Source organism: Corynebacterium sp. PCR 32 (assembly GCF_037464985.1).
Lineage (GTDB): Bacteria > Actinomycetota > Actinomycetes > Mycobacteriales > Mycobacteriaceae > Corynebacterium > Corynebacterium kroppenstedtii_D.
Map to the genome: position 1 here is coordinate 44,723 of NZ_JBAHVL010000003.1, position 25,041 is coordinate 69,763.

Below are 25,041 nucleotides of genomic sequence, written 5' to 3' on the forward strand. Positions count from 1 at the left end.
GAAGTATAAAAGGAGGCGGTGGGAGCCGTGGTGTTCCCGTGGGCCCCTCATTGTGGGGGGTGTTGAGGGGCCGTTCGTCCGCTATGCGCTCCCCTATTAGGCTTTCTGGCGGCGGAATAGGAGTACTGCGACAACGCCGAGGACGAACACTGCTGCAGAGAGGTAAATCGATTCGCCGAATGCTCGAGCGTAGTCGTGGGCCATCGCAGGGGATGGTTGGATGTCGTCCACGCGATTCTGGAGCAGGGCACCCGTGGCCGCGGAGCCGATTACTGCGCCAAGCTGACGGAACGTGTTATAGACACCAGACCCTATGCCTGCGTCCATGGTGGGAACATCACGTAATGCGACTGTTGACGTGGGGGCCCATACGAAGGCGTTTCCGAGGCCGAGAACTACGAAGACGCCGATGAGAATCCACAGTGAGGTTGACACGTCAAGAACTCCGCCCAATAAGAGGGAACCTATTAGCATGGATAGGTAGCCAACTGCTGCAATTGCTGCTGGATGTTTAGTATCGACGAGGTTGCCAACAACGGGGGCCAGGATGGCTGCGGCAACAGCCATTGGCAGGATCAACAGCCCAGCCTCTATGGGGGACCAATGTCTAACTGTTTGGGCGTAGAGCATAAAGGGGACGGCAAACCCTGTAATTCCGAAGCCCATAGTCATGATGGCGACGGAGGCGTAACCAAAGTTGTTATATCGGAATAAACGGAGTGGCAGTAAGGGGTCTTTGCTCGTGTATTCGACGGCGATGAAAATGCCCAACGACATGATTCCGGCGGCGATGATGACAAAGACCAGGGTGTCCCAGTCTCGCACTTCCCCTTCTTGTAACCCGTAGACCAGTAACCCCAAGCTTAGGACCGAAAGTACTGCCCCGGGGATGTCTCGGCCGCCACCTATAGGGGAAATATGTGGGATCCAGGTGTAGGTTAAGAATATTGCGATGATTCCAATTGGGACGTTAACGAAGAATATCCAGTTCCACGATGTCCATTCTAGAATGAGTCCTCCAGCTAGTGGGCCGACTAATGAGCCGACTCCGGCGACTGACCCCCAGACTCCCATTGCTTTTCCCCGGGATTCTGGGGGGAACACTCGCGAAATGATGGTCATTGATTGCGGAAGGATCAAAGCTGACCCCAAGCCTTGCACTGCTCGAGAACCAATCAATTGGTCAGGCGAGGCGGAGAGTCCGCATAATAATGATCCTAAAGTAAATAAGAGTAGGCCAATAATAAATGCTGTTCGTAGGCCAATCCTTCCCCCAATTCTTCCAAATAGAAGTAATGGCGCACAGAATGTGAGAAGGTAAGAACTAACGAACCAGATCACTTCATTATAGGATGCTTTCAGATCCTCTTTCATATCGGGAGTGGCCACTGCAACAATAGTTTGATCTACCATAACTAGGAAAAATCCGACACATAGGGCGGTGAGGACCAACCATGGATTGGTGACTTTTCCTTGTGGGTGCGACGTCGATGGTGTATTAGTCATCTACGGCCTCCAGCTGTTTCTTTAGTTGTGAACAAATAGAGTCGAGGGAAAGGTGATTAACTTTCCACCCTAAACCTGACATCACCTTAATGATCAGTGTGGCGGCGTGTATATCCGTTAACTCATCGCCCCAGGCAGACTTTCCATTATTTGTTGAAAAGATTCCAAACCCAGTAGTCATAGCTCGAACGGTGTTGACGGCGTCAAGGATAGCGATATCACCAACGTAAATTCGTTCCCCACTATCCATATCAACTACAGACATAATGAGTTCAGCAAGTTCCTTTTCCGCAGCGAGACGCCGCTGTCGCGTCTCTTCTGCACAGCTGGCGAGGTTTTCAGCTGACCTACCGATGAGGCTCAGCTGAAATAGGGTGGAATTGTTTCGAATATGCCATATGTATCCCAATGAAAACACTAAAAGTGATGCGGCGTGGTCATCCCATTGAGGAAGAATTTTTTTATACATCGATATCTGCATGTCAATACTACGAATGGCGCACGCGGCGAGTAGATCTTCCCTGGAGGACCAGAGCTTGTACACCGTTGCGCGCGAGTAGTCAGAGTGTTTTGCCACCTCCCCCGGGGACACCTTGTGGAGCCCCTCCGACTTAGCAAGGCCGAGCGCGATCTCGATTAACTCACGTTCTCGACTCTTTATTTCCCGGTTCCGTCGAGCGATAAACCGTTCATCCATACAACTACCTTCCTCTAGGACATTGAATCTTGCCGTTTCTTTCCATGCCACCTGGTCGTTGACGCACGTCAGCTCGCCATTTTTGGATTTCTTATTCAGATCCCCACGTAGTGTGGTGACTCACACCGTTACTATACACATATCTACAAATAAGACAACTGTCTATTTTGAGAGTGAAGGCGGACAGTCTCCACCCCCACCACATCACTCACTGAGCGACAAGAAATGAGATGGCGGGGCGAGCACACCAGAAGACCTCATGGCGAAGGATGGCGAGAATTTCCCACGGAGAATGTGCAAATAGGACCCCGCCCACCTGGCCGCCACCGAAGAGTTGTTTGTGTAAACGGGATGACCCGTACCAGGTTCCCTACAGGCGATGATCCCGATTCTCGGGTGTGGTGTCTGGGGTGGTGGGTGTGGGGTGTGTCCAGTATCGGTGTGCGATGGTGAGGCTGGTTAGTGTGAGGATGGTGATGATGGTGACGGTGGAGGTCCATCCCCAGGTGGTGTAGGCGGGTTGGGGGATGAGGGAGCCGAGTGCGCCGCCGAGGTAGTAGGAGAAGGTGTAGAGGCCGACGGCGGCTGAGGTGTGGTGGTGGGCGTGGGTGGCGACGAAGCTGGTGCCGCAGGATTGGCCGAGGAAGACGGCGACGCAGGAGCATGCCAGGCCGATCACCATGGTGGGGATGGTGGGGATGAGGGAGATTGCCATTCCGATGAGGGTGATGGTGGTGACGAGTCGGAATGTGGTGGCGTGTCCTTGTGAGGAGATCAGGCGGCTGCCTAGTGGGGTGAGGATGGTGGGGAGGAGGAAGACGACGAAGATGGCGCTGACGGTGGTTGCTGGTAGGTGGAAGGGGGCGCCGGCGAGGTAGAGCGATCCGAAGGTGAAGGATGATACTTGTTGGAAGAGGAGGGCGGCGGCGATGAAGCAGGATGCGAGGATGGGGGTGTTGGTCAGGTGGCTGCCGAGTCCACGTAGTGAGGTCATGGTGGATGGGGTGGGGTGGAAGTGTGTTTCTGTGGGGAGGACGTAGGCGACGGTGAGGAAGGTAAGGGCGATGATGGCTGCGTTGGCCCAGAAGGAGAGTCGCCATGATCCGGTGGCGTCGGTGAGGAGGCCGGCGAAGAGGCGGCCGGCGAATCCGCCGAAGGCGGTGCCGGCGACGTAGAGGCTGTTGATGCGTGCGGTGTGGGTGAATTCTTCGGAGATGTAGGCGACGGCGACGGTGAAGATGAAGGGTGTGGCCAGTCCTTGGAGGAATCGGAGGGTGAGGAGGATGGTGAAGTGTGGTGCGGTGCTGCAGGCCAGGGTGGTGAGGGTGAGGATGGCGAGAGCGATGAGCATGACGCGTTTTCTGGCGTATGCGTCGGACAGGGCGCCGGAGAGGGGGGCGCAGAGGGCGACGCCGAGTGTGGTGGCGCTAATTGTCCAGGCGGCGACTCCTGGTGTGTGGCCACTCCATCGGGCAAGATCAGTGAGGATCGGCTGAGTCGAATAAAGATTAAGGAGCGAACACATCCCCAATAAGAAGATCGGTATCTCTGGCTTACGCAGCATACACCACATCCTAGATGATGATGGACGGTACTCTTTTTTTACTACACGGGTACAAGTCAGCTTAGGCAGCCAGTAAATCAGTCACTGTGTCACTAAGTTTTACAGGCCATTTCTGTTCTTTCTCCTTTAGCGTCCTCATGTCGATGTCGTCTCGATCTAACAATGACGTCCCGTGGGCAAGGCAATCTCGAACTTCGGAAGGGTGAGCACCTCCGAGGACGGAGTACTTTTTAATTAATTCACTCGGGTGAACAACTCCGCGAAATTCCTCAACACGTAATGGGAAGTTGGCCGCGTCATTTTTGCCTACCGCCTGGCGATATACTTCATCGAGTTCATTGTTTTCAAGCTCATGGAAGTAGCGCTGGTTCAGCCTACAGTAGTCCACAAGTTTACTGGTAAACGAATGTCCTGTCTTAAACGGAACATGACTATGAAGAAATAGGTAGTTCGCAACTTCTGATGCGGCTGAATATTCCGAGTTAATCATGTGTACCGCGGCAGCCGAGTCGAACTTAAGTTGTGAAATAACATGGGTAAAGCGATCAAGAAGGTCGCAACAAAGGTTGAGGGCCTCCCAGGAATCTTCACGCTTATGATCAGTGAGGCCGCTAGCCGCATTGTGGTGAAGAAAACGAACGGATGCACAGGAGCCCAGCACTCGGCTTGCATCCATACGTATGTGATTAAGCGCAACGGGATTTCGCTTCTGGGGCATCAGTGTGCTGGGTTGGGTGACGTTTTTACCGTCAAGTACATACCAGGGGCGTGGGTGGTGATATTGCCCATGGATGTCCTGATCTATGAGACCGACGGTGAGGGCGATGGCCTCGATAATGCCAACAACCTCCATATCCATACCGATGGGTGACAGCTGTGCTGCGTCAAACGTGTGACGGGACGGGGTCTCAAATCCTAATAGCTCTGACAAGTATCCGCGATCAAGGGGGATACTGGTGCCAGCTATTGCCGCGGATCCGAGCGGGCATGTATTCATTCGAGGGAATATGTCGAAAATACGTCGTGCAATGCGGGCGAAGCCAATTTCATATCCAGAGAAAATATGGCCAACGGTGGAAATCTGTGCCTGTACTCCGTTGGTGAAGCTTGGGACCACATCGTCGAGATGATCCTGAGCGAACTGAAGGATCGCGGCTCGAAGCGAGCTTAAGTGAGCAAGGAGGTCGATGAGGGAGGTCCTGAGGTTCATCCTTTGACAGGTTATTAAGATATCTTGTCGAGATCGACCAATATGAACATTGTTATATAGGTCACCATATTCTTTCAACATGAACCGCTGAAAAAATAGATAGTCGTTAAAAACGATCGACTGTGTTGAGGCTCGACGATCCGCATCCGTCAGCGCCGCGATGATGGAGCGAAAATTGTGGTCGTCTAATAGTGCGTCTTTACGAAGGGAAACAGCCGACGCTGTGTCCATGAGGGTATAGTTACGATATTCATTTTTCTTGGCCATCGTGTGTCACCGATTTCTGCTCAATTTTATACTGGAGATGGTGTTTGACAGCGGGCCATTCATTAACGAGTATGCTGTACAGGCATGTATCTCGCACGAGGCCATTGGGGAGGATTTGATGGTTGCGGATGATGCCGTCAAGGTGAGCACCGATCGATTCTAATGCTCGACGACTTTTATGGTTGAAGGAGTTCGTTGTGAAGAACACGGACAAGGCAGAACATTCACTGAACGCGTAGTCCAATAGTAGAAGTTTGCACTCGCTGTTCACGAATGAATTGTGAACTGATTTACGGTACCATGTATAGCCAATTTGCATCCGTCGGTTTTCTGAATCAATAGACTGAAAACCAGTCATGCCTAATATTTTTCCGCTCATATCACATACGGTGTACATCTGCTTAGGCGTGGGTGATGTTGTGTCGAGATGGCCAATGATAGCTTGTTTCATTGTGTCTGGGGATGGGACTTTTGTGTACCAGTGTTCCCACAACTTCCCATCCTCAACGGCCGAGATTAAGCCTTCCTCGTGTTCGAGGGAAAGCGGCGTAAGAACGACATTGTGGCCTTGTAATTCATGTGCCTCTTTCATGGACTATCCTCCCCCTTTTTTAAACGGCTTCCGCAATGTCAGATATGCGGAAGTTCACAATATTTTCAGCGAGTGTTCGTGCTATCACTTTCGCTTGGCAATCCATGACGTCAAGTGCCGACGTAATGAGGTTTGACCCGCTGGTCACGCTTCCAATTCCGAATATATGTGAGGATGGTCGGTGATCGGACGCTAGCATCGCGCCAGTCATGGGATCCCACAATCCTTCTCCTCGAGAGTTACACTGAAGGAGGCCATGCCCTAGCATTTTAGAGAGAAATGGAACATCCGCGAGGGCTGTGCTAAATCCTCGTGCATCGATCAGACACGTATCATCATTGATGATCTCGGTGCTACCCCTACGTATATCTCCTTTGACGATATTGACGAGGCCGTATTTTTCAAAGTTTTTTAGTTGTTTCCACCGGTTGTAGGGTATTCGGAATCGGAACCGACGCCAGTTGCCGTTGAGGGTTCGGTCGACGATTAATTTTTCCTCCGGGCGCAATCGTGCGTACGCGGCATTGAGCACGTCATTTAGCGTGCAAAACTTGTCATACAGTCGGTTGTAGATTGAGCCGGTATTCGGGTTGTCCCAGTGATCGTCATATCCTTGGCCGTCGAGAATGTCATTGAGGGTTGTTCCCGACGATTGGCATTCAGAGTCCATGAGGTCGAGCATGGCTTGACCATTGAGCTTTCCGCACTCGTCTAAGCCGTGAATGGTCTCACTTGTGAGGTATCGTTTTTTGGCTGGAATTGATGACGCCTCGGCAGTCTGGACCCATGGGAGCTTGCCGCTCGGGGAGATGAGGGTGGTGGGTAGGCCCTGTTGAGCGAATGTGATGCACGCGTCGACACCGGAGAGGCTTGTTCCAGCTATGACGACATTGTGCCGACATGGATGAGACATCTTGTCAAGTAGTCCTGTCAACGGATAGCAAGGAATGGCGTCTGGGAGGGGTGGTTTTGGCCACGTCCCTACTGCGAGGACAGCGATGTCTACTGTTTCCGTGGTTCCGCTTGCCGTTTCTATTGACAGGGCGTTGGGCTGCCATGGTGACATATCTTTAACGTTTTCTTTACGGACGCTGACCTTGACGTAGCGTCGTAGAGCCTCGATAACGTTGTCACATTTGAATTTGGAAAATGCCCCATAGTAGCTACGTGGTATGGGGCTGTCATCGAGCGATGTCGCGAGACGGTTGGTGGAGGTAATCCAGGTTTCAAACGAATTGTCGCCGGATCCAATCGTCTTGAGGCGATTGTAGGTTGTATTGATTGCTGCTGTTGGCAGATCTGCACCAAATGCTAGACCTGCCCCCAAGGTCGATTCGGGATTAAATATCGTAATTTCAACGTCAGACGTATCACGTATCGCGTATTTTGCGAGCGCCGAGTATAGGTGTTCGAGGATGAGTGTGCCGCCTATCCCACACCCTATCAAGGCGATTTTTTTGGGTGACTTCACGTTCACAAACGAAGTATGACTCTCCGCGTGTGCTCTCGCAACTGGAGGCGTGAGAATTTTTACGGCAGGTTCAGTTATTGTCTTTGCCTGGTCTTTTGCCTATCTTTTGCCGTGTATGTCACAGGGTGTTTATCCCCTGGTTGTGGGTCACCGCTGTCGATATTTTGGCAAGGTTACGGTCGGGGCAGTGCATGGGTGCAAGGCGCTGTGACAGATGCTTAAGGGGTGAAGATGTCTTCTATATGGCAGTGAAATTGGGAGGCCAGGTGAAAGGCTAGCGTTAAGGAAGGGTCATAGCGGCCTTTTTCAATACTGATGATGGTCTGCCGCGATACCCCGACGGCGTCGGCGAGGCGTTGTTGCGATAGTCCGTGATCGTCGCGTAGCTGTTTAAGTCTGTTGTCCATTGGGCGCCTGCACCTGTTATTTCTGGCGGAGCTTGTGGATGTTATATGACAGTGCGAACCCGACGGTGAACAGCGCGCCGAGGCTGATAGCAAGAGTCGAGGCTTTTATCGAAAAGTTCCAGAATATGGAGGTGACTCCGAGCGCTCCCACTGAGCACAGGGCAAGATGGAATGCATCTTCGGCAGCCTGGGCGTACCAGTGGTTTTCGATGGATTCTTCGGGTTGCTCCACGGCTCCGTCGAGTGTTCGTCGGTCGACCATGAGTCCCCATGCTGTCACGGTGAGTACTGGCGCAAGGCAGGCTGTGATGATGGCGATAGCGAGAAGTGGGTGGGCACGAAATGTTGGTGTCCATGCGGCGATCGTTCCAAGTGCTGTCGCGGAGCTCACACCGCATAGTAATGAGAGCAGGATAAGTGTTTTCTCGCTGCCGCCGAAGCGTGGTCGTCCAATATGGGAACGAGTGGGTTCCATGGTTCTCACTCCTTGTGGTGGGTTGCCCCTGTCACCATATGTAAAGCTTCTTTTACAGTCAAGCGTGCTTGACGTAGGTGGGCGCAGAAAGGGTCCCACAATGGAGTTGAAACAGCATATCCGGCAGGAGCAAAAACTAACCCCCTCCATCACGGACACATCATGAGAGTAGGCACACCCTCTCATGCCAACGTTTTACAGTTAGGCTACACTGCGTTCACTGCCATTGGGTGTGATGGTCAGTGAAGGTATTTAAGGAGCCACCAGTGAATACGAGTAAACCAGTTCTCCATCCCCGCATTTTTGTCGACGAACTCCATGCCCGAGTCGCATCAGCACTCACTATCCCAGGAGAGAGAGACTGTCCCCCGTCGCTGATCTCACCGAACACGGGCTATCAACATCGAGCGTGGTCGAGATCATCACATGGGCACGACACCAGGGATGGGACGCCGATTCTGCCGACCTTATTGACGCCCCCACACTTGATGCGTGGGCCACTATTTTTCACGAAAGCGATAAGTCATGACTACTACTGACGAGTGCTCCACGACAACCCGCCGTCATTGCGTCGTGACCGGCGCATGCGGTGGCATTGGGACTGCCGTGGTTGCGGCTGCCCATCATGCAGGTTATCGCGTGACCACCGTGGATATCGCGGCCACGGCCGGTACCACTCCCCCGGATTACAGCCTTGACGTCACAGATATCACGTCCACACATGACGTTATTGGTCGCATTGAAGCTGAGCGGGCCCCTATTGACGCCCTCATTCACACGGCTGGCATCTTGCGGGCAGACGCTGCCCTGGATGGTGATACCGATGCCATGCGAGCAAGTTTTGAGGTCAACATGTTTGGTGCCGTGCACGTGTGCTCCGAGGTTGCGCGACGCATGTGTGAGCGTCAACGTGGCGCCATCGTGGTGGTTTCCTCGAATGCTGCGACGACGCCACGTACGGGGATGGGGTCGTACGGTTCGTCGAAGGCGGCGGTGACGGCGTGGGCGCGGAACCTAGGTTTGGAATGCGCGCCTCGAGGGGTGCGGGTGAATGTGGTATCGCCGGGTTCGACCCTCACGCCCATGCTGTGTGGAATGTGGCCGTCGGGGGAGGATAACTCCGCCGAGGTGGTCGCTGGTACGCCTAGCGAGTTTCGGTTGGGAATTCCTCTGCAGCGCCTTGCTCAGCCTGAGGATATTGCGGGGGCGTGTCTTTATCTCGTCTCGGATAGTGCGCGCCATATTGTCATGCATGATCTGCGTGTTGATGGTGGTGCAACGTTAGACAGGTGACGGGCGCGACGATGCCGGACGGCGGTCGATGAGTGTGGACCTGCGTTCTGCGCCCGCAGCCTGTGTTCGTTGCCTACGGGGTGTGGTGCGCAATGTCATAAGCCCCCAGAATTCGGTCGGAGACTTCCCCGAGGCAGCTCAGGTTTGCAAATCCGGGTCCTTGTGACAGGGCGGAGAGTGTGGGGAGGAAGAGCCAGGGCTCGGAGTCTGCGTGGGTGCCCGAGGCGACCGGCGCTGGTGACACACCATCCTGATGGCACGGTGGCGGCGCGACGTGCAGGTGGGTGCCAATGTTCTCTGCAATCTGTTCCACAGTCCCTGTTGTGACAATGTGTTCGGCGTAGCACTGGGAGGTCTGGTTCGGGAAGAGCTCCGTGAACCATAGGGGGTCTGCTCCTCGCGCGTCCACAACAATATCTGCCGTCGCGGCAGCGGTGGGAAGGTCATTGTCCTGGATGTGTAGTATCAGCGCACCATCGTGGGGTGTGATGTCGGTGACCCGGCCACGCTGGTGGTTAATGTTCCCATAGTTCTTCACCGTGTTCTGTACACGCTGGGAGAATACGCCGCGATCGGTGCGGCGTATAAAGTCTCGGCGTTCATCAAGGGTGAGTGTCCGCCATTGCGTGGGGTCGGTGTATAGCCTGTTTTCAAAAATGCTTTCGCCTCGGGAGTACACCGTTGGTGCGGGCGAATATATCGTGATTTCGTCGCATGGCATGTGTGCTAGTTGGTCAACCACACTTGCTGCGGATTCGCCGCTACCGATCACGGCAACTCGTTGTCGAAGGGGGAAGGTGCCGTCTTCCATCTGTTTCCACAGTTCAGAGATGGATAGAACCCCTGGGGCGTCACTGAGCCGTCGGGTACTGGGGCCGGGTCCGGTGATCATCACCCCGTCAGCGTTGAGCATGGTGGTTCCGCCGTCGTTGAGGGCGATCTCACATTCCCATTGTGTGGGTTCCCCGCTGGTACCCTCGCCGCGATTGGTGTGGGTGGCGCGTATCGCAGTGATCCGCCCCGGTACGACTGCCATGTCAATCGTGTGGGCTACCCATTGCAAGTATTGGGCCCATTCTTCATGGGTCGGGCAGGGGTGCCCGCGGTCGATCCATTCTGCGTAGGTGTCCTGCGATATCAGGTAGCGCATCCAGCTCAATTCCGTCAGTGCGGCGTCGATGTGCAGGTTTTCCTGTGGGGATTGTGTGAGCCGTGTCCGGTAGGGGAAACCGACATCCTTGTCTGGTGGAGTTCCGAGGAGGTGGTGGCCGTTCGTCCATCCGCCGTCAGAGACCCAGTGTGCTCCGACCCCCCGTGGGTCGACGGTGGTTATGGTGGGGACCTCGTAGCCCAGTGATTTTAGCGCGTATGCTTTCGCAGCGACTGCCACGGCTTTCGGTCCTGCGCCTAGGGTAACCAGTGTTTTCACTGTGATTATGTTCTCCCTGTTCGAATATGGTGTGTTACGGTTAGCCTACCTTTAAATAATCAACGCGTGAAACACCGGAGCTTTCCCTGCGCCATGCCGAACCTACCGACGCCTGACGACGGCCACCCCCACCCCTCTACCACCAGACCGGCGAGCCCCCCCGGGGCCGCATCGGGGTTATATCCCCTCAGTGACGAGGACATCTACGAGTGCCTCCCCCGGTTGCGTCGAGACACTCCCCCTTCAGGGGTGCTTTCCTCCCCTCCTCAGATCCCACACCTGGGTGGGCGGTTCACACTCCGGGCCGCCAACCCCGCCACGCATGATCCAGAGGTAGTCTCGCGGTGGATGAACTCGCCTCATCTTGTGGACACATGGGAGCAACCATGGCCGCCGGAGCGATGGAAGCGCGATTGGCAAGCGAAGCTTTCCGGCACCTACTCAGTGCCCCTCATTCTTCTTCTTGATGGGTGCGAGTGTGGCTATATGGAGATTTATCGACCCCACCGCGATGAAATTAGTCACGTTTACCACTCGCAACCGCATGACCTTAGTTTTCATATCGCTGTGGGTGACGTCGACAAGACGGGGCGCGGCATTTTTCCGCCCCTGTTCACTGAGCTTCGTAACGCACTTCTCTCTGGGGATCCCATGTGTGATCTCATCGTCATTGAGCCGGACTATCGTAACAAAAAGATCCCTCATATCACGCTGAAGACAGGGTGGGTTGATGCAGGTGAGCGGCAACAGCGCCCTGATCGCCGAGTGCGCCTCTTGGGGTACCCCACAACAGATGACGCCACACGGCGACTCGTTACTATTCCCCACGACCATAGGAGGTAGCCCCCATTCTGGGGCTATTCTGTCTCTGGACTTGTTCTTTGTGCAGTAGAAATGTCGGGTCATTACTCCACATTTATTAATAGTTTTAATTTTTAATAAGGTTGATCTAGCATGAGCTAAATCCATACCACTGCAACAGACAGGTCAACCTATGTCACCATCTGACTCTCCCGATGATTACGCTTTACGCGTCCAGGACCTCCGCTGCCACCGCGGCACCGGAAAAAACAAAAAAGAAGTCCTCCAAGGTGTCACACTATCCATCAAACGCGGTGAGGTCCTCGCCGTTCTCGGCGCTAACGGTGCAGGAAAAACCACCCTCATCAATGCGCTGTCCACTCTCATCCCCATCAGCGGCGGGAACGCATCCATCAATGGACATGACGTCACCTCAGACCCCGCCGGTGTACGGTCCTCTATCTCGCTCACGGGCCAATACGCGGCCGTCGATGACATGCTGACCGGCCACGAAAATCTCGTCTTCTTCGGAACACTTGCTGGCCTATCCAGACGCGCTGCGACAGCCAGAGCCACTGAACTACTCCAACGCTTCAGTCTTGAGCGCGCCGCTCACAGCCGCGTCTCCGATTACTCTGGCGGTATGCGGCGGCGGCTTGACATTGCCTCCTCACTCACCGTCCAACCGCCACTGTTATTCCTCGATGAGCCCACCACCGGCCTTGATCCAGCCAGCCGCAACGAAGTGTGGGAAATGGTTCACGATCTCCAAACTGAAGGTACGTCCATTCTGCTTACGACCCAGTACCTCGACGAGGCCGACCATCTCGCTGACCGTATCGTCGTCCTCGGCGGCGGCCGTGTCCTCGACGAAGGCACCTCTGCAGAACTCAAATCCCGCTATGGTTCGTCTGCTGTCACCATGACGTTCCGTGATCCGTCGCTCGCTAAACGCTTTACCGAGGTCGCCGCCGCCAACGGGTTCACCGCTGTCCACGACGACACCACTATCCGGCTCGATGCACCCGACGGTCATCGATCCCTTGTCCGGGCACTCTCCCTCTGGGATGGTTCTGAAGACGATATCACCGACGCGGCTCTGATCCCCCCAACGCTGGAAGACGTCTACATGGCCGTCGCAGACTCTGGGGACATCGCACGAGCGAATACACCCCCTACTCACCCCACGAACGCGTCCCACGCGGCCAGTCAGACCCCAGGAGCCGCCAACAAATGAGCGCTGAAAACTCTCACCGCCGATCAATGAGCAGTTCGACAGCTATCCTCTCCGTGTGGTCACGCGACTGTAAACGCGTCATCAGGAATAAAGCAGTCCTACCCTCGATTTTTGTTATTCCGGCGATCTTCGTGGCTATTTTCTACGGGGCGTTTTCACGCGCCACGGAAAACTACGGCATCACCTACCCCACGTTCCTTCTCCCCGCGGGTATCCTTCAAGGTCTGATCTTCACCGCGGGCGGCTCTGCACTCGCCGTCGCCCAAGATGCTGAGGATGGCATTCATGCGCGGATCCGGACCATGCCCGCTCCGGACTGGTCTCTTGTCGGTGGGCGACTGCTCGCAGATCTTACCCGAGCTGCGATTTCCATCGTCCCGGTTATTCTGCTCACCACACTACTCGGAGCGCGTTTCCGTGGAGGTGCCGTCGATCTTCTCCTGCTTGTTCTTCTCACGGTCGGTATGGCTCTGGCTATCAGCGCGATGTGCGACGGGCTGTGTCTGCTTGCGCAACACCCGGTGAGCACATCGCTGATGTTCCAAGGTCTGACGATCCCCATCGTGATGTTGTCTACCGCCTTCGTCCCCGCGGATGCCCTTCCTGATGGCGTTCGCCCCGTCATCAGGCACCTGCCCCTCTCGACGATGATTGATACCGCCCGGTTCCTTCTCGACGGCCAGTCTCCAGGCTCGACGGGTATCGAAGCTCTCTGCTGGATCGTCGTCTTTCTAGTCGCGGGAATTGTTGGTTTTCTCGCAGCGATCTCGAGGAAGTCTCATGTCTAAAATCAATGCATCCTCTCCCGTGTCGTCACGGTTAACGTCTGTATCGGCGTCAGCCCCAGCCGCTCTACACCCCGATCAGGTGCCACCCCGGCGTGGTCACGCTGCGTGGGCTCACATGATGCGCCTGTTTCGACGTTTCGTCCGCACACGATCATCCATGTTTGGCACGTTTTTTACCCCTATCTTGATGATTATCTTCCAGTGGGCTCTCTTCGGGGATCTCATCGCGAAGGTTCAAGGGCTCAACAATGTGGATCTTCTCCCCTTGGTCGTCATGATGATCCTTGGCTCGCAATGGCTGTATATCCCTGCGAACAGTGCGGAAATTGTCCGTGAGCGGCAATCCGGTATTGTCGCCCGCACCTCCACCAGCGCGAGTGGTTTTGGTCCTCTTGTTGCTGGTGAATGGATGTTTAGTTGTGGGCGGACCATCCTGGCGAGCTTCCCCTCGTTGATCGTGTCGTTTGCCTTCGGAATGCGGATTCATACGTGGTCGGCGGCGGGATGGCTGGTGGTTGCGATTCTCGCTGGGGCGATTTTTACAGCAACCTTGGTGTTGGCTCTCGGTTTTGGTGTCTCCAGTCCTGACGGCACCATGATCGTGGCGCCTATTTTCATGGTGTCATTGTTCCTGTCGGCTGGGTTCGTTCCTGCTACTGCGTTTGTTTCTGGCCTTCAGTGGTTCGCTCGTAATAATCCAGTGACTCATATCATTGAGGCAGAGATCGCGCTCAATGGTGGGGCTTTGGCTGATAATCTCTCGCTGAATGATGCGTCCGAGGCGATTGCTATGTCGGCTGTGTGGTTTGTTGGTGTGATGGTTGTCTCCAGTGTGCTCGCGGTGTGGACAACAACCCGCCATTGTCGAAATATGACGTAGTGTGGTCTCCTCGAGTCCACGTATGTGGTTCTTTGTGGTTGCGTCTGCCAGTACCTTCTTCATCGTGTCCAGGAGATACGTCAGGCTGGGTGCTGGTCACCTGTTAGAACGTCGGTGTTCTGGTAGGTGTCTGTGTTCTCTGTGGATACGTCACCGTAGAAACTTGTTGGTGGTGGGCTGGCCTGTTGACCGTTTGATCAGGGTGTGTGCCCAGTGTCCGGTGGTGTGTCCATCTGGGGCGATGTCGTTCCTGTGATGTCGCGGAGGCTGGGGTGCCCGGGTTCCAGGTGTGCGTGGTTGTCTGTGTAGTCCGAGGAATCTACTCGCAGCGTTTGGCGTGTTGTTGTGAGGGTACGGCAAAGCCGCGCCGGCATGGTTGCGGGCGCGGCTAGGGTCGTCCTCGCCGGTGATGCCGGGGTGGGAAGGTTACTTGGCCTTCTCCAGGATTTCGACGAGACGGAAGTGCTTGTTCGCCGACAGGGGGCGGCATTCTTCGATGCGGACGCGGTCGCCCACGCCTGCGGTCTCGTTTTCATCGTGCACTTTCACCTTGGAGGTGGTGCGGATGGTTTTGCCGTAAAGGGCGTGCTGGTTGCGGTCTTCGAGTTCGACGACGATGGTCTTCTGCATTTTGTCAGAGACGACGTAGCCGATGCGGACCTTCTGGATGCCCTTTTTCTTCTTATCGTTCACGGTTGCCTCACTCATTACGCCTCATCTCCCGGAGCGCTGGACAGGCCAAGTTCGCGTTCACGGATAACGGTGTGGATGCGGGCGATGTCGCGTTTCACCGTTCCGAGGCGGCGGTTGTTGGCCAATTGGCCGGTTGCGTTCTGGAAGCGAAGGTTGAACAGTTCTTCCTTCGCCTCGTGGAGGCGCGTGGTGAGCTCGTCAGCGGAGAGCTCACGGAGCTCATGGGCCGGGGTTCCGGTAGCCATTAGAACTGATCCTCCTTCTTCACGATGCGCACCTTGCAGGGGAGCTTGGCACCAGCGCGGCGGAGCGCCTCGAGGGCGGTTTCCTCGTTGGGGTAGCTCATTTCGAACAAGATGCGGCCTGGCTTGACGTTGGCAATCCATTTTTCCACGGGGCCTTTACCGGAACCCATACGAACGCCGAGTGGCTTCTGGGTCAGGGGGCGGTCCGGGAAAATGTTGATCCATACTTTGCCACCACGTTTGACGTGGCGGTTGATGGCAATACGGGCTGCCTCGATCTGGCGGTTGGTGATGTAGGCGGGCTCGAGGGCCTGGAGGCCGTAGTCACCGAAGGTCACGCGGTTGCCGCCTTTTGACACACCACGGCGGGTGGGACGGTGCTGGCGGCGGTACTTAACGCGCTTAGGAATAAGCATGTTTAGCCCTCCTGCTTCTGCTCTGCGGCGCGACGGCGACGTCCACCACCACGACGCGGGCGGTCGTTGCGGCCGCCGCCACGGCGGCCTGCACGATCGTCACGAGCGTTGATCAAGCTTTCGCGGCGACCGCCGACAACGTCACCCTTGTAGATCCACACCTTGACGCCGATGCGTCCGAAGGTGGTGTGGGCCTCGAAGGTTCCGTAGTCGATTTCGGCGCGCAGGGTGTGCAGCGGAACGCGTCCCTCGTGGTAGCGCTCGGTGCGGCCCATTTCGGCGCCACCAAGGCGGCCGGAGCATACAACTTTGATGCCTTTGACCTGTGGTTGACGCATGGCGCCTTGGATGGCTTTACGCATGGCGCGGCGGAATGCGACACGGTTGGATAGCTGCTCAGCGATGGATTGTGCAACGAGCTGTGCAGAGGCATCGACGTTCTTGACTTCAAGAATGTTCAGCTGAACCTGTTTGCCGGTGAGCTTTTCGAGCTTCCCGCGGATGCGGTCGGCTTCAGCTCCACGGCGGCCGATGACGATGCCCGGGCGCGCTGTGTGGATGTCGACACGGACGCGGTCACGGGTGCGCTCGATGACTACATCGGCGATGCCGGCGCGCTCGAGTCCTTTGGACAGGAAGTCGCGGATCTTGATGTCTTCAGCGAGGTAATCGGCGTACTGCTTGTCGGCGTACCAGCGTGAGCGCCACTCAGAGGTGATTCCCAGCCGGAGGCCGTAGGGGTGGATTTTCTGTCCCACTACTGAGCACTTCCCTTCTGGCTTTCGACGACCACGGTGATGTGGCTGGTGCGCTTGCGGACATGGAATGCGCGTCCTTGTGCGCGTGGGCGGAAACGCCGCATGGTTGGTCCTTCGTCGGCCCATGCCTGTGCGATGACGAGGCTGTTTCGGTCAAGGCCGAAGTTGTTTTCCGCGTTCGCTGCGGCGGAGGCCACAACTTTGTAGACCGGTTCGGAGGCCGACTGGGGAGCGTACTTGAGGATGTCAAGTGCTTCCGAGACGGATTTCCCCCGGACGAGGTCGATAACGCGGCGGGCTTTCATCGGGGTGACGCGGACGTAGCGGGCTGTGGCGCGTGCTGATGTTACGGTATCAGCCATTGCTTATCGACGTCCCTTCTTATCGTCCTTGACGTGACCCTTGAAGGTCTTGGTGGGTGCGAACTCGCCGAGCTTGTGGCCCACCATGGAATCGTCGATGAACACCGGCACGTGCTTGCGTCCGTCGTGGACGGCGAAGGTGTGGCCGATGAAATCGGGAAGGATGGTGGAACGGCGAGACCAGGTTTTGATGACCTGTTTGGTGCCCTTGTCGTTCTGTGCGTCCACCTTCGAAAGGAGGTGTTCGTCGACGAAGGGGCCTTTCTTAAGGCTACGTGGCATTCTCAACTACCTCCTTTAGCGCTTCTTGTTCTTGTTACTGCGGCGGCGGCGCACGATCAAGCCATCGCTCGGGCGATTGGGCTTGCGGGTGCGTCCTTCTGGCTGACCCCATGGGGAGACCGGGTGGCGTCCACCGGAGGTCTTGCCTTCGCCACCGCCGTGTGGGTGGTCGACGGGGTTCATGACAACACCGCGGACGGTTGGGCGGACGCCCTTCCAGCGCATACGGCCGGCTTTACCCCAGCGGATGTTGATCTGTTCTGCGTTTCCGACTTCGCCGACGGTTGCTCGGCAGCGGGCGTCGACGCGACGAATTTCGGTCGACGGCATACGCAGGATGGCGTATTTGCCTTCCTTACCCAGCAGCTGGATGGAGGAGCCGGCGGAGCGGGCGAGTTTTGCACCGCCGCCGGGTTTGAGTTCCACAGCGTGGATGGTGGTACCGGTCGGGATGTTGCGCAGTGGCAGGTTGTTTCCAACCTTGATGTCAGCGTTGGCGCCGGATTCAACAACGGTGCCCTGCTTCAGGTTGCGAGGCGCGATGATGTAGCGCTTTTCGCCGTCGAAGTAGTGGAGCAGTGCGATGTTGGCCGTGCGGTTGGGGTCGTACTCGATGTGAGCGACCTTGGCTGGCACGCCGTCTTTGTCGTTACGACGGAAGTCGATCAGACGGTACTGGCGTTTGTGTCCACCGCCCTTGTGGCGTGTGGTGATGTGGCCGTGTACGTTGCGGCCACCGGTTTTGTGCAGCGGGCGCAGCAGAGATTTCTCAGGGGTAGAGCGAGTGAGCTCATCGAACCCGGAGACAGAGCTCTGGCGGCGACCCGGCGTAGTCGGCTTGTATTTACGAATAGCCATGACTTAGTCCTAACTGGCTGCCTTAGGAGGCAGCACCGCCGAAGATGTCGATGGGATCACTACCGGGTGCCAGCGTCACCATGGCGCGCTTGGTTGCCTTGCGACGGCCGTAGCCGAAGCGTGTGCGTTTGCGCTTGCCCTCGCGGTTGAGGGTGTTGACGCTGGAAACCTTCACGCCGAAGATTTTTTCGACGGCGATCTTGATTTGTGTCTTGTTGGAGTCCGGGCGGACGAGGAAGGTGTATGTGCCTTGCTCCATCAGGCCGTAGGACTTCTCGGAGACAACCGGTGCGAGGATGATGTCGCGGGGGTTGTTCAGATCGCTCACTTGCTCTCCTCCTTCGTCTCGGCGCCGGTAGCGCGTTCAATGAAGGCGTTGAGGGCCTCGACGGAGAACACGATGTCGTCCGAGTTGAGGACGTCGTAGGTGTTCAGCTGATCGGACGGAAGGATGTGAACGTTCGGGAGGTTACGTGCACTCTTGATGGAGTTGACGTCCTCGCGGCCGAGCACAACCAGGACCGATTTGCGGTCGGTGAGGCGTTCGATGAAAGCGCGGGCGGCTTTCGTCGAGGGGTTCTGGCCGGGGACGAGGTCGTCGACCACGTGGATGCGGTCGTGGCGAACCCGGTCAGAGAGTGCGCCGCGGAGTGCGGCTGCCTTCATTTTCTTGGGGGTGCGCTGATCGTAGTCGCGCGGCTGTGGACCGTGAACGGTGCCACCGCCGGTGAACTGGGGCGCACGGATGGAGCCCTGGCGGGCCCGGCCGGTTCCCTTCTGGCGGTAGGGCTTGCGGCCGCCACCGCGGACTTGGCCGCGGGTTTTGGTGGCGTGGGTGCCCTGGCGTCGGGCTGCCAGCTGTGCGGTGACGACTTGGTGCAGCAGCGGGGTGCTGACCTCGACGTCGAACAGGGAGGCTGGTAGTTCGACGGTGCCGTTGGTTGATCCGTCAGCGGTGTGGACGTTTAGCGTTAGGTTGCTCATGCGTGTGCACCGCCCTTCACTGCGGTTTTAACGGTAACGAGGCCACCACGGATGCCGGGGACTGCGCCTTTGATGAGGAGCAGGTTGGAGTCGGCATCCACTTTGAACAGTTTGAGGTTCTGGGTGGTGACACGGTTGTTACCCATGCGGCCTGCCATGCGGGTTCCCTTGAAGACGCGGCCCGGGGTGGCGCAGGCGCCGATGCCGCCGACGCGGCGGTGGGCTGCCTGGTTACCGTGGGCGGCACCCTGGCCGGCGAAGCCGTGGCGCTTCATGGCGCCGGCGTAGCCGTGGCCGCGGGTGGTGCCGGTGACGTCCACGAATTTGACGTCGCCGAAGAGGTCGACGGTGACGTCTTGTCCGATTTCGTATCCGGAGACGTCATCCATGCGGATTTCAGCAACGTAGCGGCGTGGTGTGACACCAGCTTTGGCGAAGTGGCCGCTTTGTGGTTTGTTGACTTTACGGGGGTCGATATCGCCGTAGGCGATTTGGATGGCGTTGTAGCCGTCCTTTTCTTGGGTGCGAATCTGGGTGACGACGCACGGCCCTGCTTCGACGACGGTGACCGGAACTACGCGGTTGTCTTCGTCGAAGACCTGGGTCATGCCGAGCTTGGTGCCCAGAATGCCCTTGATCTGATTTTCACTCATTGAATATTCTCCGCTGCGGTCCAGGCTCACTGAATGTTCACGTCGACGCTTGCCGGAAGGTCGATGCGCATCAGCGCGTCGACGGTCTTCGGGGTGGGGTCGATGATGTCGATCAGGCGCTTGTGCGTGCGCATTTCGAAGTGCTCACGCGAGTCCTTGTATTTGTGCGGAGAACGAATGACACAGTAGACGTTCTTTTCTGTCGGCAGCGGTACCGGTCCAACTACGGTTGCGCCGGTACGAGTGACCGTCTCCACGATCTTGCGCGCCGAGGCGTCAATAGCCTCGTGGTCGTAGGCCTTGAGCCTAATGCGGATTTTTTGTCCCGCCACGCTTGTCCTCATTCCTAGCATCAATCCAGTCTGGTGCAGCGTGTGCTGTTCCGTTCCGGATCTGCTTGTCTTTACTTACATTGTCCGTCAGCGCTGACGCCTGCTTGGAAGCCGGCACAGTGCCAGTATGTGCATGTGATGACGATCCTCCTCAGAGAGCGGTGCGAGCGCACGGCTACACGTGGCTCTTACCGTCCTTATCCATGCGTGTCGACGTCACGTTGGGTGTCGTCAATGTCAAGAATGAGGACCGGATCAATGCAGGGAAAGAGGATCCATGTTTCACCGTGCGACGGATTGCCGTCGGGTGGTTGTGGTCTTTTTCCTACTGCCGCTGTGTATTTGCCATGCTCCCGGCTCGGTCCTGCGGAGGGCATATCGCCTTCTCACATTGTCAGCACCGCGGTCTTGTCCCGCCGGTTACGCTTCTTCAGATTCTCTACACCAGGTGTGTTGTTGTAGTCATGGGCGTGGGCCCGTACGAATCCGTGCGCACTACGGAGGAGTTTGACCACCGTGGATCATGCTCACTTCACCAGCGATGCCTTACCGTTCATCGTTAGTTTCCGTTCCACCATAGGGAGAAACAGGGTGTGCTATCAGTATTGACGACACCATGCTCAATGAGCTCGTTTCTGCCGTTGATGATGGACTTTCCGGTGTTGCGGGGTGCATCGTGTTAAAGCAACCCGAGTATTTAAACATGTTTGGACGGTATGCGCAAACTCATGTTTCCCCAGGAGTGGAAAACATAATCACTGGTAGCGCTGATCGCTGGCATGGTTGAGAAATGAGGCTCGGTGACCCCTATAAAAACCCTGCATTTTTTGCTGACAAGTCCAACAATTCACGTTTATACTGACAAGTGTGGGGTCATTAAAATAGGTACATTCGTACTTATAATTTTTTGATTCCTACCCCCATCGGGTTTGTATGTACCCTCACCTTTAAGGAGTTTTTCGTGAACGACTCGCCCCAAAAGAAGAACAACGACAACAAGAGCTCCAAGGATCTCGCCACCTCACAATCCTCATCTGTAGCTCACCACGACAACTCGTCTGCCCTTCAGACTGAAAACGGCCAAACCGTCGTCGCCGACACAGTTGTCTCCAAGATCGCTGGCATGGCTGCCCGCGAGGTATCCGGCGTCCACGACCTCGGCGGAGGTACCGCCCGCATGGTTGGTGCGCTGCGTGAGCGCATCCCCGGTGGTCGCGTCAACGTTCAGCAGGGCATCTCGGTGGAGGTCGGCGAACGCCAAGCAGCAGTAGATATCTCCATCGTCGCTGAATACGGCGTCGCTATCCACGAACTTGCCGAGGCTATTCGTAAGAACATCATTGTGTCTGTAGAGGCCATGACCGGCCTCGAGGTCACTGAAGTCAACGTCACCGTCCATGACGTTCACCTCGACATCGACGATGATGACCACGATGATGAATCCTCGGACCAGCCGCGCGTCCAATAGGAGCGTCCCCTCCCCTTCGATGGAGGGACCCGGTGAGCCGTCGGCATCGACGGATCTGGCACACGCAGCTGTACGTCATCGTTGATGTCATCACACAATGGAAAGGATTCTGTGAGCACTTCCCCCTCCTCACACCGAGCCGGCGATCATCCCGCAGGCTTCCCCGAGGACCATTACACCCAGGATCCTGCCTATATTTCTCAACGTCGTACGCTCATCCGCCGCTATCACCCCGATCGTGGTGGGGATGCAGATCTGTTCATCCGTAAGCTCGACGAACTCAACCGTGACTGGGCGCAACGGCACTCCAGTGCTCACGCCCCGGAGAGCGCAGGGGCCCACTGGGATCGAGCACAAGACATCGCCCGTCGACATACCAACGACGGCGGGCACCTCGATCCCGGCGCTGCTGCCGCAGCGGCTGTTATCGTCTCTGCCCCCACCGCAAAACGGGTAGTCACACGGGTACGCCGAGCCGCCACAGCAACATCCCACGCGGTCCGGACTCGTCTGCCCAGAGGCATGCCTGGCGCTGTGCGGTACGCCTCGACTAGCACCCGGCCGGGTCATACTCCAAAGAAGACGTAGGTTACGAGTCCACCCAACCGTCCTCTCCATCTCAGGGAGGACCTTCACCAGGAAGGTGAAATCATGAAATATGCAACCCTCATTGGTGTTGTTGTCGGCTTCATGCTGGCACTCGCCATCATTCTCCAGGGATTTTCCGGCTTCCTCCTCGTGCTCGTATTCTGCGCCGTCGGAGGTCTAGTCGGAGCTCAATATGATGGTCTTATTGACCTACGTTCGTTGCTTCGCAGCGGCGGACGAGGCAGGGGCTAATAATGTCTCAACCCTCCACAGTTATCTCCGAGAAAGCCGTGGGCCGGATTGTTGAGCAAGCACTAGCATCCGTTCCCGGGTGCATCCATCACGCCAGTGGGCTAGACCGAGTCACCGGACGCGAGCTTCCCCGCTGGGAAATCGACCTCGACACTGATAACCGCGCGATGTCCATCGTCGCGCAGATCGCTGTTCAATGGCCATCCCCTGTCACGGAGGTCGCTACCTCCGCCCGACAAGCATTGCACACGTGGGTCGAACGGTACACGGACATTCCGGTTATCAAGGCCGACGTTTCGGTGGCCGCTGTCGTACCGGGTGACACCAGCGACGCTGAACCCACCCGGGTGACCTCCGAGGACCTCGCTGCACGCGAACAGGAACCCACCCTCAACGAGATCACGGCATCACCACTGCACGCCCACTCCGTCACCACGCACAGGACGCTCACCACACTTGTTCACCCGAAGCCATTCGGTGACATCACGTTGACACCTGTGCATGTCAACCGGACGACCACTGAACTCATCCATCCGCAGCACACGCGGATCGAACCGTTCATCGACGTCGTAGCGCACCAGCCACCTGTGAGGCCTGTCCCCCCGGTCCACACGCGGAAAAAATTGGCCCCGATCTCGGTTGAGAGGACAACGGTCCACTCCCCAGTGACACCTCAACCGATTCGCCCTTGTATCTACCCCTCGGCCGACACAACTCCCGTGGTGCACGTCAACACATCGGCAACCCCGCGGACGACGGACCCCATCGTCACACGCTCACGCCCGGTAGAGTCGCCTCTCACGCCGACGCCCATCACTCCGACGATGACGCCGACAGTACAGCGAACGCCGGTGACACACCTTGTGGGAGACATCGGCCCACGCCGTACCGCGCCCATCGTGGTGGAGTCGTTGCCCATGGAAACAGTTCGTGCCTTCCCTTTGAAGCCAACTGCGCCGATTAGAGTCCGCTCGACAACGGTGACGCACCCGGAGCCCTCTGCACAACCCGTCGACCAGCAGAAGGTCCTCGAAGCGTTGAAGGAGGACGAGCGTAGCGTCACGCGTGAGCGCCGGCGCGAACGGCATCCTCGCAAAGTCCGGACAGTGGTGTCCCATGGAACCACGTTCGGTACCACTGGCGCCAGGGGCAGCTCCGGCACGACACCATATTCCCCTTCAGCAGCTACACCGCACACCAGCGAGAGCACAACGTATGACGGTTCGACGAAGGGACAGACGTAATGGCTACCAACCAGCTGAAACCCGACGGTGGACCGACGCCTACTGCCTCACCATCCACTGCGGTCGAGAATGGCTACGATGAGGCCGCATCCGTGACCTCTGAGACGCGCCAGGCCACGAACTCCTCACTGCCGGGAGCATCGCAACAGAAGGAACGTGCGTTCCGACCAGCTCAGGAACCACGCAAATCCCCGAAGGCCCGCGGCTGGATGTTTGTCCTCGGGCTTGTGTTCCTCACTGCTGGGGGCATTGGTATCCGCGACGTCCTTGTGGTCACCGATACGGTGAGTGGACCATCGTGGCTCCACCCCATCATTACATGGCTGAGCCACGCACACTGGGTCCCGATGTTCCTCGCCATCGCCATCGTCGCCCTTATTCTGGGCCTCATTATCCTTATCGCGAGTGTTCGCCCGCGTAGTAAAACTCATATGCTCGTCGACAAGGACGCCTCGGTGTGGATGCGGCCTGTCGACATCGCTCGGGCTTGTAGCGCCCGGGCAAAGGACCAGCGCGGTGTTCTCAACGCCACGACCGTTGCCACCGCAAAATGCGTCACCATCACGGTGACGGGAGATCCCGACGACCCTGGTTTGTCCGACCGTGTCGTGAAGGCATGCCGGCCCGTCGTTCAAACAGTGTCGTCACAGCCGGATCTTAAGGTTCGGCGTGCTCGACCAAGGAGTGATCAATGAGCCACGGAAAGTCACTATTTCTCCGGATCATCATGATCCTCGTCGCAGCCGCGCTCATCCTCGGCGGTGTGTGGGGTATTGGTCTCGCATTGCACCTCAGCTTGGCTGAAAAACTCGGTGAGTACGCGGACACCCACTTCTGGGCTACGCTGACAGATAAAACCTGGTATCCCACCGCGCTCGGTATTGTGTCGACAGTGTTGATCCTGTTGGGCCTGTGGTTGTGGTGGCTCATTATCGATCGGCGCCGTGTGACCAAGGTGGAAACGAAAGAATCTGCTGACAACGGTCGAGTCATCGTCCGCTTGGATGATATTGCATCGGCGGTATCGCAGGATCTCACTCGCTATGAAAACATCGACGACTGCACGTACCGGTCCGAGGTGGATCGTGGCACGAAGGTGCTTACCGTCACTCTCCGGTGCAGCCCCAATGTGGATCTCGACACTGTGCGCTCTACTTGCCGTGAGGCGGCGTCAGATATTGTCGCTGCGCTCCCGAAGGAAGACGTTGAGACCCGTTTTTTGGTTCACCTCAATCGAGCGGGGTGATACTTTACTTGCCGTGGGGACGCGGCGGGGACATCCCAAGCCC

At 56.9% G+C, this 25,041-nt stretch carries 33 protein-coding genes; 11 read left to right on the plus strand and 22 right to left on the minus strand.

The genetic code is table 11. The features are described from left to right. Window positions 1-96: 96 nt before the first annotated feature. The 8 genes from V5S80_RS05260 to V5S80_RS05295 all read right to left on the minus strand — a co-directional run bounded on the left by V5S80_RS05260 (window position 97) and on the right by V5S80_RS05295 (window position 8,189). The gene (locus V5S80_RS05260) at window positions 97-1,506 is read right to left on the minus strand and encodes an MFS transporter (protein ID WP_395169728.1); all 1,410 of its coding nucleotides are present in this window, start codon (window positions 1,504-1,506) and stop codon (window positions 97-99) included. Further along, a complete protein-coding gene (locus V5S80_RS05265) occupies window positions 1,499-2,203 on the minus strand; it encodes a TetR/AcrR family transcriptional regulator (RefSeq protein ID WP_395169729.1) in 705 nt (234 codons plus the stop codon). The genes V5S80_RS05260 and V5S80_RS05265 overlap by 8 nt, the downstream gene beginning before the upstream one ends. Before the next feature lie 370 nt (window positions 2,204-2,573). Continuing rightward, window positions 2,574-3,767, minus strand: coding sequence for an MFS transporter (locus V5S80_RS05270; RefSeq protein WP_395169730.1), 1,194 nt, complete (start codon window positions 3,765-3,767; stop codon window positions 2,574-2,576). Between the two features lie 61 nt (window positions 3,768-3,828). After that, the gene (locus V5S80_RS05275) at window positions 3,829-5,208 is read right to left on the minus strand and encodes a lyase family protein (protein ID WP_395169731.1); all 1,380 of its coding nucleotides are present in this window, start codon (window positions 5,206-5,208) and stop codon (window positions 3,829-3,831) included. 19 nt (window positions 5,209-5,227) lie between these two features. Beyond that, window positions 5,228-5,836 carry a GNAT family N-acetyltransferase gene (locus V5S80_RS05280; protein WP_395169732.1) on the minus strand — a complete coding sequence of 203 codons (609 nt, stop codon included), beginning with the start codon at window positions 5,834-5,836 and terminating at the stop codon, window positions 5,228-5,230. 19 nt (window positions 5,837-5,855) lie between these two features. Then, complete coding sequence (locus V5S80_RS05285; protein ID WP_395169733.1) at window positions 5,856-7,313, minus strand: FAD/NAD(P)-binding protein; 1,458 nt, start codon at window positions 7,311-7,313, stop codon at window positions 5,856-5,858. A gap of 212 nt (window positions 7,314-7,525) precedes the next feature. Continuing rightward, the gene (locus tag V5S80_RS05290; protein WP_395169734.1) at window positions 7,526-7,714 is read right to left on the minus strand and encodes a helix-turn-helix transcriptional regulator; all 189 of its coding nucleotides are present in this window, start codon (window positions 7,712-7,714) and stop codon (window positions 7,526-7,528) included. 16 nt (window positions 7,715-7,730) lie between these two features. Continuing rightward, window positions 7,731-8,189 (minus strand): hypothetical protein, encoded by a 459-nt coding sequence (locus V5S80_RS05295; protein ID WP_395169735.1) that lies wholly within the window; start codon window positions 8,187-8,189, stop codon window positions 7,731-7,733. Between the two features lie 525 nt (window positions 8,190-8,714). On the opposite strand from V5S80_RS05295, the gene V5S80_RS05300 reads away from it, so the two are divergent. Next, a complete protein-coding gene (locus V5S80_RS05300; RefSeq protein WP_395169736.1) occupies window positions 8,715-9,482 on the plus strand; it encodes an SDR family oxidoreductase in 768 nt (255 codons plus the stop codon). Window positions 9,483-9,555: 73 nt separating this feature from the next. Here V5S80_RS05300 and V5S80_RS05305 read toward each other — a convergent pair whose 3' ends face one another. Next, complete coding sequence (locus tag V5S80_RS05305; RefSeq protein WP_395169737.1) at window positions 9,556-10,911, minus strand: SidA/IucD/PvdA family monooxygenase; 1,356 nt, start codon at window positions 10,909-10,911, stop codon at window positions 9,556-9,558. A 93-nt stretch (window positions 10,912-11,004) separates the two neighbouring features. Between V5S80_RS05305 and V5S80_RS05310 the strand changes: the two genes are divergently transcribed. From V5S80_RS05310 to V5S80_RS05325, 4 genes are all read left to right on the plus strand, one after another. After that, window positions 11,005-11,754 (plus strand): GNAT family N-acetyltransferase, encoded by a 750-nt coding sequence (locus tag V5S80_RS05310; protein ID WP_395169884.1) that lies wholly within the window; start codon window positions 11,005-11,007, stop codon window positions 11,752-11,754. A gap of 151 nt (window positions 11,755-11,905) precedes the next feature. Further along, the gene (locus tag V5S80_RS05315; RefSeq protein WP_395169738.1) at window positions 11,906-12,949 is read left to right on the plus strand and encodes an ATP-binding cassette domain-containing protein; all 1,044 of its coding nucleotides are present in this window, start codon (window positions 11,906-11,908) and stop codon (window positions 12,947-12,949) included. Continuing rightward, window positions 12,946-13,737, plus strand: a complete 792-nt coding sequence (locus V5S80_RS05320; RefSeq protein WP_395169739.1) for an ABC transporter permease — start codon at window positions 12,946-12,948, stop codon at window positions 13,735-13,737. Before V5S80_RS05315 ends, V5S80_RS05320 begins: the two co-directional genes overlap by 4 nt. Beyond that, window positions 13,730-14,617 carry an ABC transporter permease gene (locus V5S80_RS05325; RefSeq protein WP_395169740.1) on the plus strand — a complete coding sequence of 296 codons (888 nt, stop codon included), beginning with the start codon at window positions 13,730-13,732 and terminating at the stop codon, window positions 14,615-14,617. The genes V5S80_RS05320 and V5S80_RS05325 overlap by 8 nt, the downstream gene beginning before the upstream one ends. Before the next feature lie 426 nt (window positions 14,618-15,043). On the opposite strand, the gene rpsQ is transcribed toward V5S80_RS05325, so the two are convergent. The 13 genes from rpsQ to V5S80_RS05390 all read right to left on the minus strand — a co-directional run bounded on the left by rpsQ (window position 15,044) and on the right by V5S80_RS05390 (window position 20,577). Next, a complete protein-coding gene (gene rpsQ, locus V5S80_RS05330) occupies window positions 15,044-15,325 on the minus strand; it encodes a 30S ribosomal protein S17 (protein WP_012732435.1) in 282 nt (93 codons plus the stop codon). Then, entirely contained in the window at window positions 15,325-15,555 is a 231-nt protein-coding gene (gene rpmC / locus V5S80_RS05335) for a 50S ribosomal protein L29 (protein ID WP_395169741.1), read from the minus strand. The genes rpsQ and rpmC overlap by 1 nt, the downstream gene beginning before the upstream one ends. Then, window positions 15,555-15,971 (minus strand): 50S ribosomal protein L16, encoded by a 417-nt coding sequence (gene rplP / locus V5S80_RS05340; protein WP_395169742.1) that lies wholly within the window; start codon window positions 15,969-15,971, stop codon window positions 15,555-15,557. Before rplP ends, rpmC begins: the two co-directional genes overlap by 1 nt. A gap of 2 nt (window positions 15,972-15,973) precedes the next feature. Further along, window positions 15,974-16,729 carry a 30S ribosomal protein S3 gene (rpsC, locus tag V5S80_RS05345; RefSeq protein WP_395169743.1) on the minus strand — a complete coding sequence of 252 codons (756 nt, stop codon included), beginning with the start codon at window positions 16,727-16,729 and terminating at the stop codon, window positions 15,974-15,976. Further along, window positions 16,729-17,091 carry a 50S ribosomal protein L22 gene (gene rplV, locus V5S80_RS05350; protein WP_395169744.1) on the minus strand — a complete coding sequence of 121 codons (363 nt, stop codon included), beginning with the start codon at window positions 17,089-17,091 and terminating at the stop codon, window positions 16,729-16,731. The genes rpsC and rplV overlap by 1 nt, the downstream gene beginning before the upstream one ends. Before the next feature lie 3 nt (window positions 17,092-17,094). Further along, window positions 17,095-17,373 (minus strand): 30S ribosomal protein S19, encoded by a 279-nt coding sequence (gene rpsS / locus V5S80_RS05355; protein WP_012732440.1) that lies wholly within the window; start codon window positions 17,371-17,373, stop codon window positions 17,095-17,097. A 15-nt stretch (window positions 17,374-17,388) separates the two neighbouring features. Continuing rightward, window positions 17,389-18,231 (minus strand): 50S ribosomal protein L2, encoded by an 843-nt coding sequence (rplB, locus tag V5S80_RS05360; RefSeq protein ID WP_395169745.1) that lies wholly within the window; start codon window positions 18,229-18,231, stop codon window positions 17,389-17,391. A gap of 22 nt (window positions 18,232-18,253) precedes the next feature. Next, window positions 18,254-18,559 (minus strand): 50S ribosomal protein L23, encoded by a 306-nt coding sequence (gene rplW, locus V5S80_RS05365; protein WP_395169746.1) that lies wholly within the window; start codon window positions 18,557-18,559, stop codon window positions 18,254-18,256. Then, complete coding sequence (rplD, locus tag V5S80_RS05370) at window positions 18,556-19,215, minus strand: 50S ribosomal protein L4 (protein ID WP_395169747.1); 660 nt, start codon at window positions 19,213-19,215, stop codon at window positions 18,556-18,558. Before rplD ends, rplW begins: the two co-directional genes overlap by 4 nt. Then, window positions 19,212-19,868, minus strand: coding sequence for a 50S ribosomal protein L3 (rplC, locus tag V5S80_RS05375; RefSeq protein ID WP_395169748.1), 657 nt, complete (start codon window positions 19,866-19,868; stop codon window positions 19,212-19,214). Before rplC ends, rplD begins: the two co-directional genes overlap by 4 nt. Window positions 19,869-19,894: 26 nt before the next feature. Beyond that, window positions 19,895-20,200, minus strand: a complete 306-nt coding sequence (gene rpsJ / locus V5S80_RS05380; RefSeq protein ID WP_046202865.1) for a 30S ribosomal protein S10 — start codon at window positions 20,198-20,200, stop codon at window positions 19,895-19,897. After that, a complete protein-coding gene (locus V5S80_RS05385; protein WP_395169749.1) occupies window positions 20,175-20,318 on the minus strand; it encodes a hypothetical protein in 144 nt (47 codons plus the stop codon). Before V5S80_RS05385 ends, rpsJ begins: the two co-directional genes overlap by 26 nt. A 79-nt stretch (window positions 20,319-20,397) precedes the next feature. Beyond that, window positions 20,398-20,577 (minus strand): hypothetical protein, encoded by a 180-nt coding sequence (locus V5S80_RS05390; protein ID WP_395169750.1) that lies wholly within the window; start codon window positions 20,575-20,577, stop codon window positions 20,398-20,400. Window positions 20,578-21,161: 584 nt separating this feature from the next. On the opposite strand from V5S80_RS05390, the gene V5S80_RS05395 reads away from it, so the two are divergent. The 6 genes from V5S80_RS05395 to V5S80_RS05420 all read left to right on the plus strand — a co-directional run bounded on the left by V5S80_RS05395 (window position 21,162) and on the right by V5S80_RS05420 (window position 24,998). Beyond that, window positions 21,162-21,668, plus strand: a complete 507-nt coding sequence (locus V5S80_RS05395) for an Asp23/Gls24 family envelope stress response protein (RefSeq protein ID WP_395169751.1) — start codon at window positions 21,162-21,164, stop codon at window positions 21,666-21,668. A gap of 111 nt (window positions 21,669-21,779) precedes the next feature. Beyond that, the gene (locus V5S80_RS05400; protein ID WP_395169752.1) at window positions 21,780-22,256 is read left to right on the plus strand and encodes a hypothetical protein; all 477 of its coding nucleotides are present in this window, start codon (window positions 21,780-21,782) and stop codon (window positions 22,254-22,256) included. Between the two features lie 63 nt (window positions 22,257-22,319). Then, window positions 22,320-22,508 (plus strand): DUF2273 domain-containing protein, encoded by a 189-nt coding sequence (locus tag V5S80_RS05405; RefSeq protein ID WP_395169753.1) that lies wholly within the window; start codon window positions 22,320-22,322, stop codon window positions 22,506-22,508. Between the two features lie 2 nt (window positions 22,509-22,510). Next, window positions 22,511-23,752, plus strand: a complete 1,242-nt coding sequence (locus V5S80_RS05410; RefSeq protein WP_395169754.1) for a hypothetical protein — start codon at window positions 22,511-22,513, stop codon at window positions 23,750-23,752. Further along, window positions 23,752-24,447: a hypothetical protein gene (locus V5S80_RS05415; protein WP_395169755.1), complete on the plus strand. Its 696-nt coding sequence runs from the start codon at window positions 23,752-23,754 to the stop codon at window positions 24,445-24,447. The genes V5S80_RS05410 and V5S80_RS05415 overlap by 1 nt, the downstream gene beginning before the upstream one ends. Then, window positions 24,444-24,998 carry a hypothetical protein gene (locus tag V5S80_RS05420; RefSeq protein ID WP_395169756.1) on the plus strand — a complete coding sequence of 185 codons (555 nt, stop codon included), beginning with the start codon at window positions 24,444-24,446 and terminating at the stop codon, window positions 24,996-24,998. Before V5S80_RS05415 ends, V5S80_RS05420 begins: the two co-directional genes overlap by 4 nt. The last annotated feature ends 43 nt before the right edge of the window (window positions 24,999-25,041 follow it).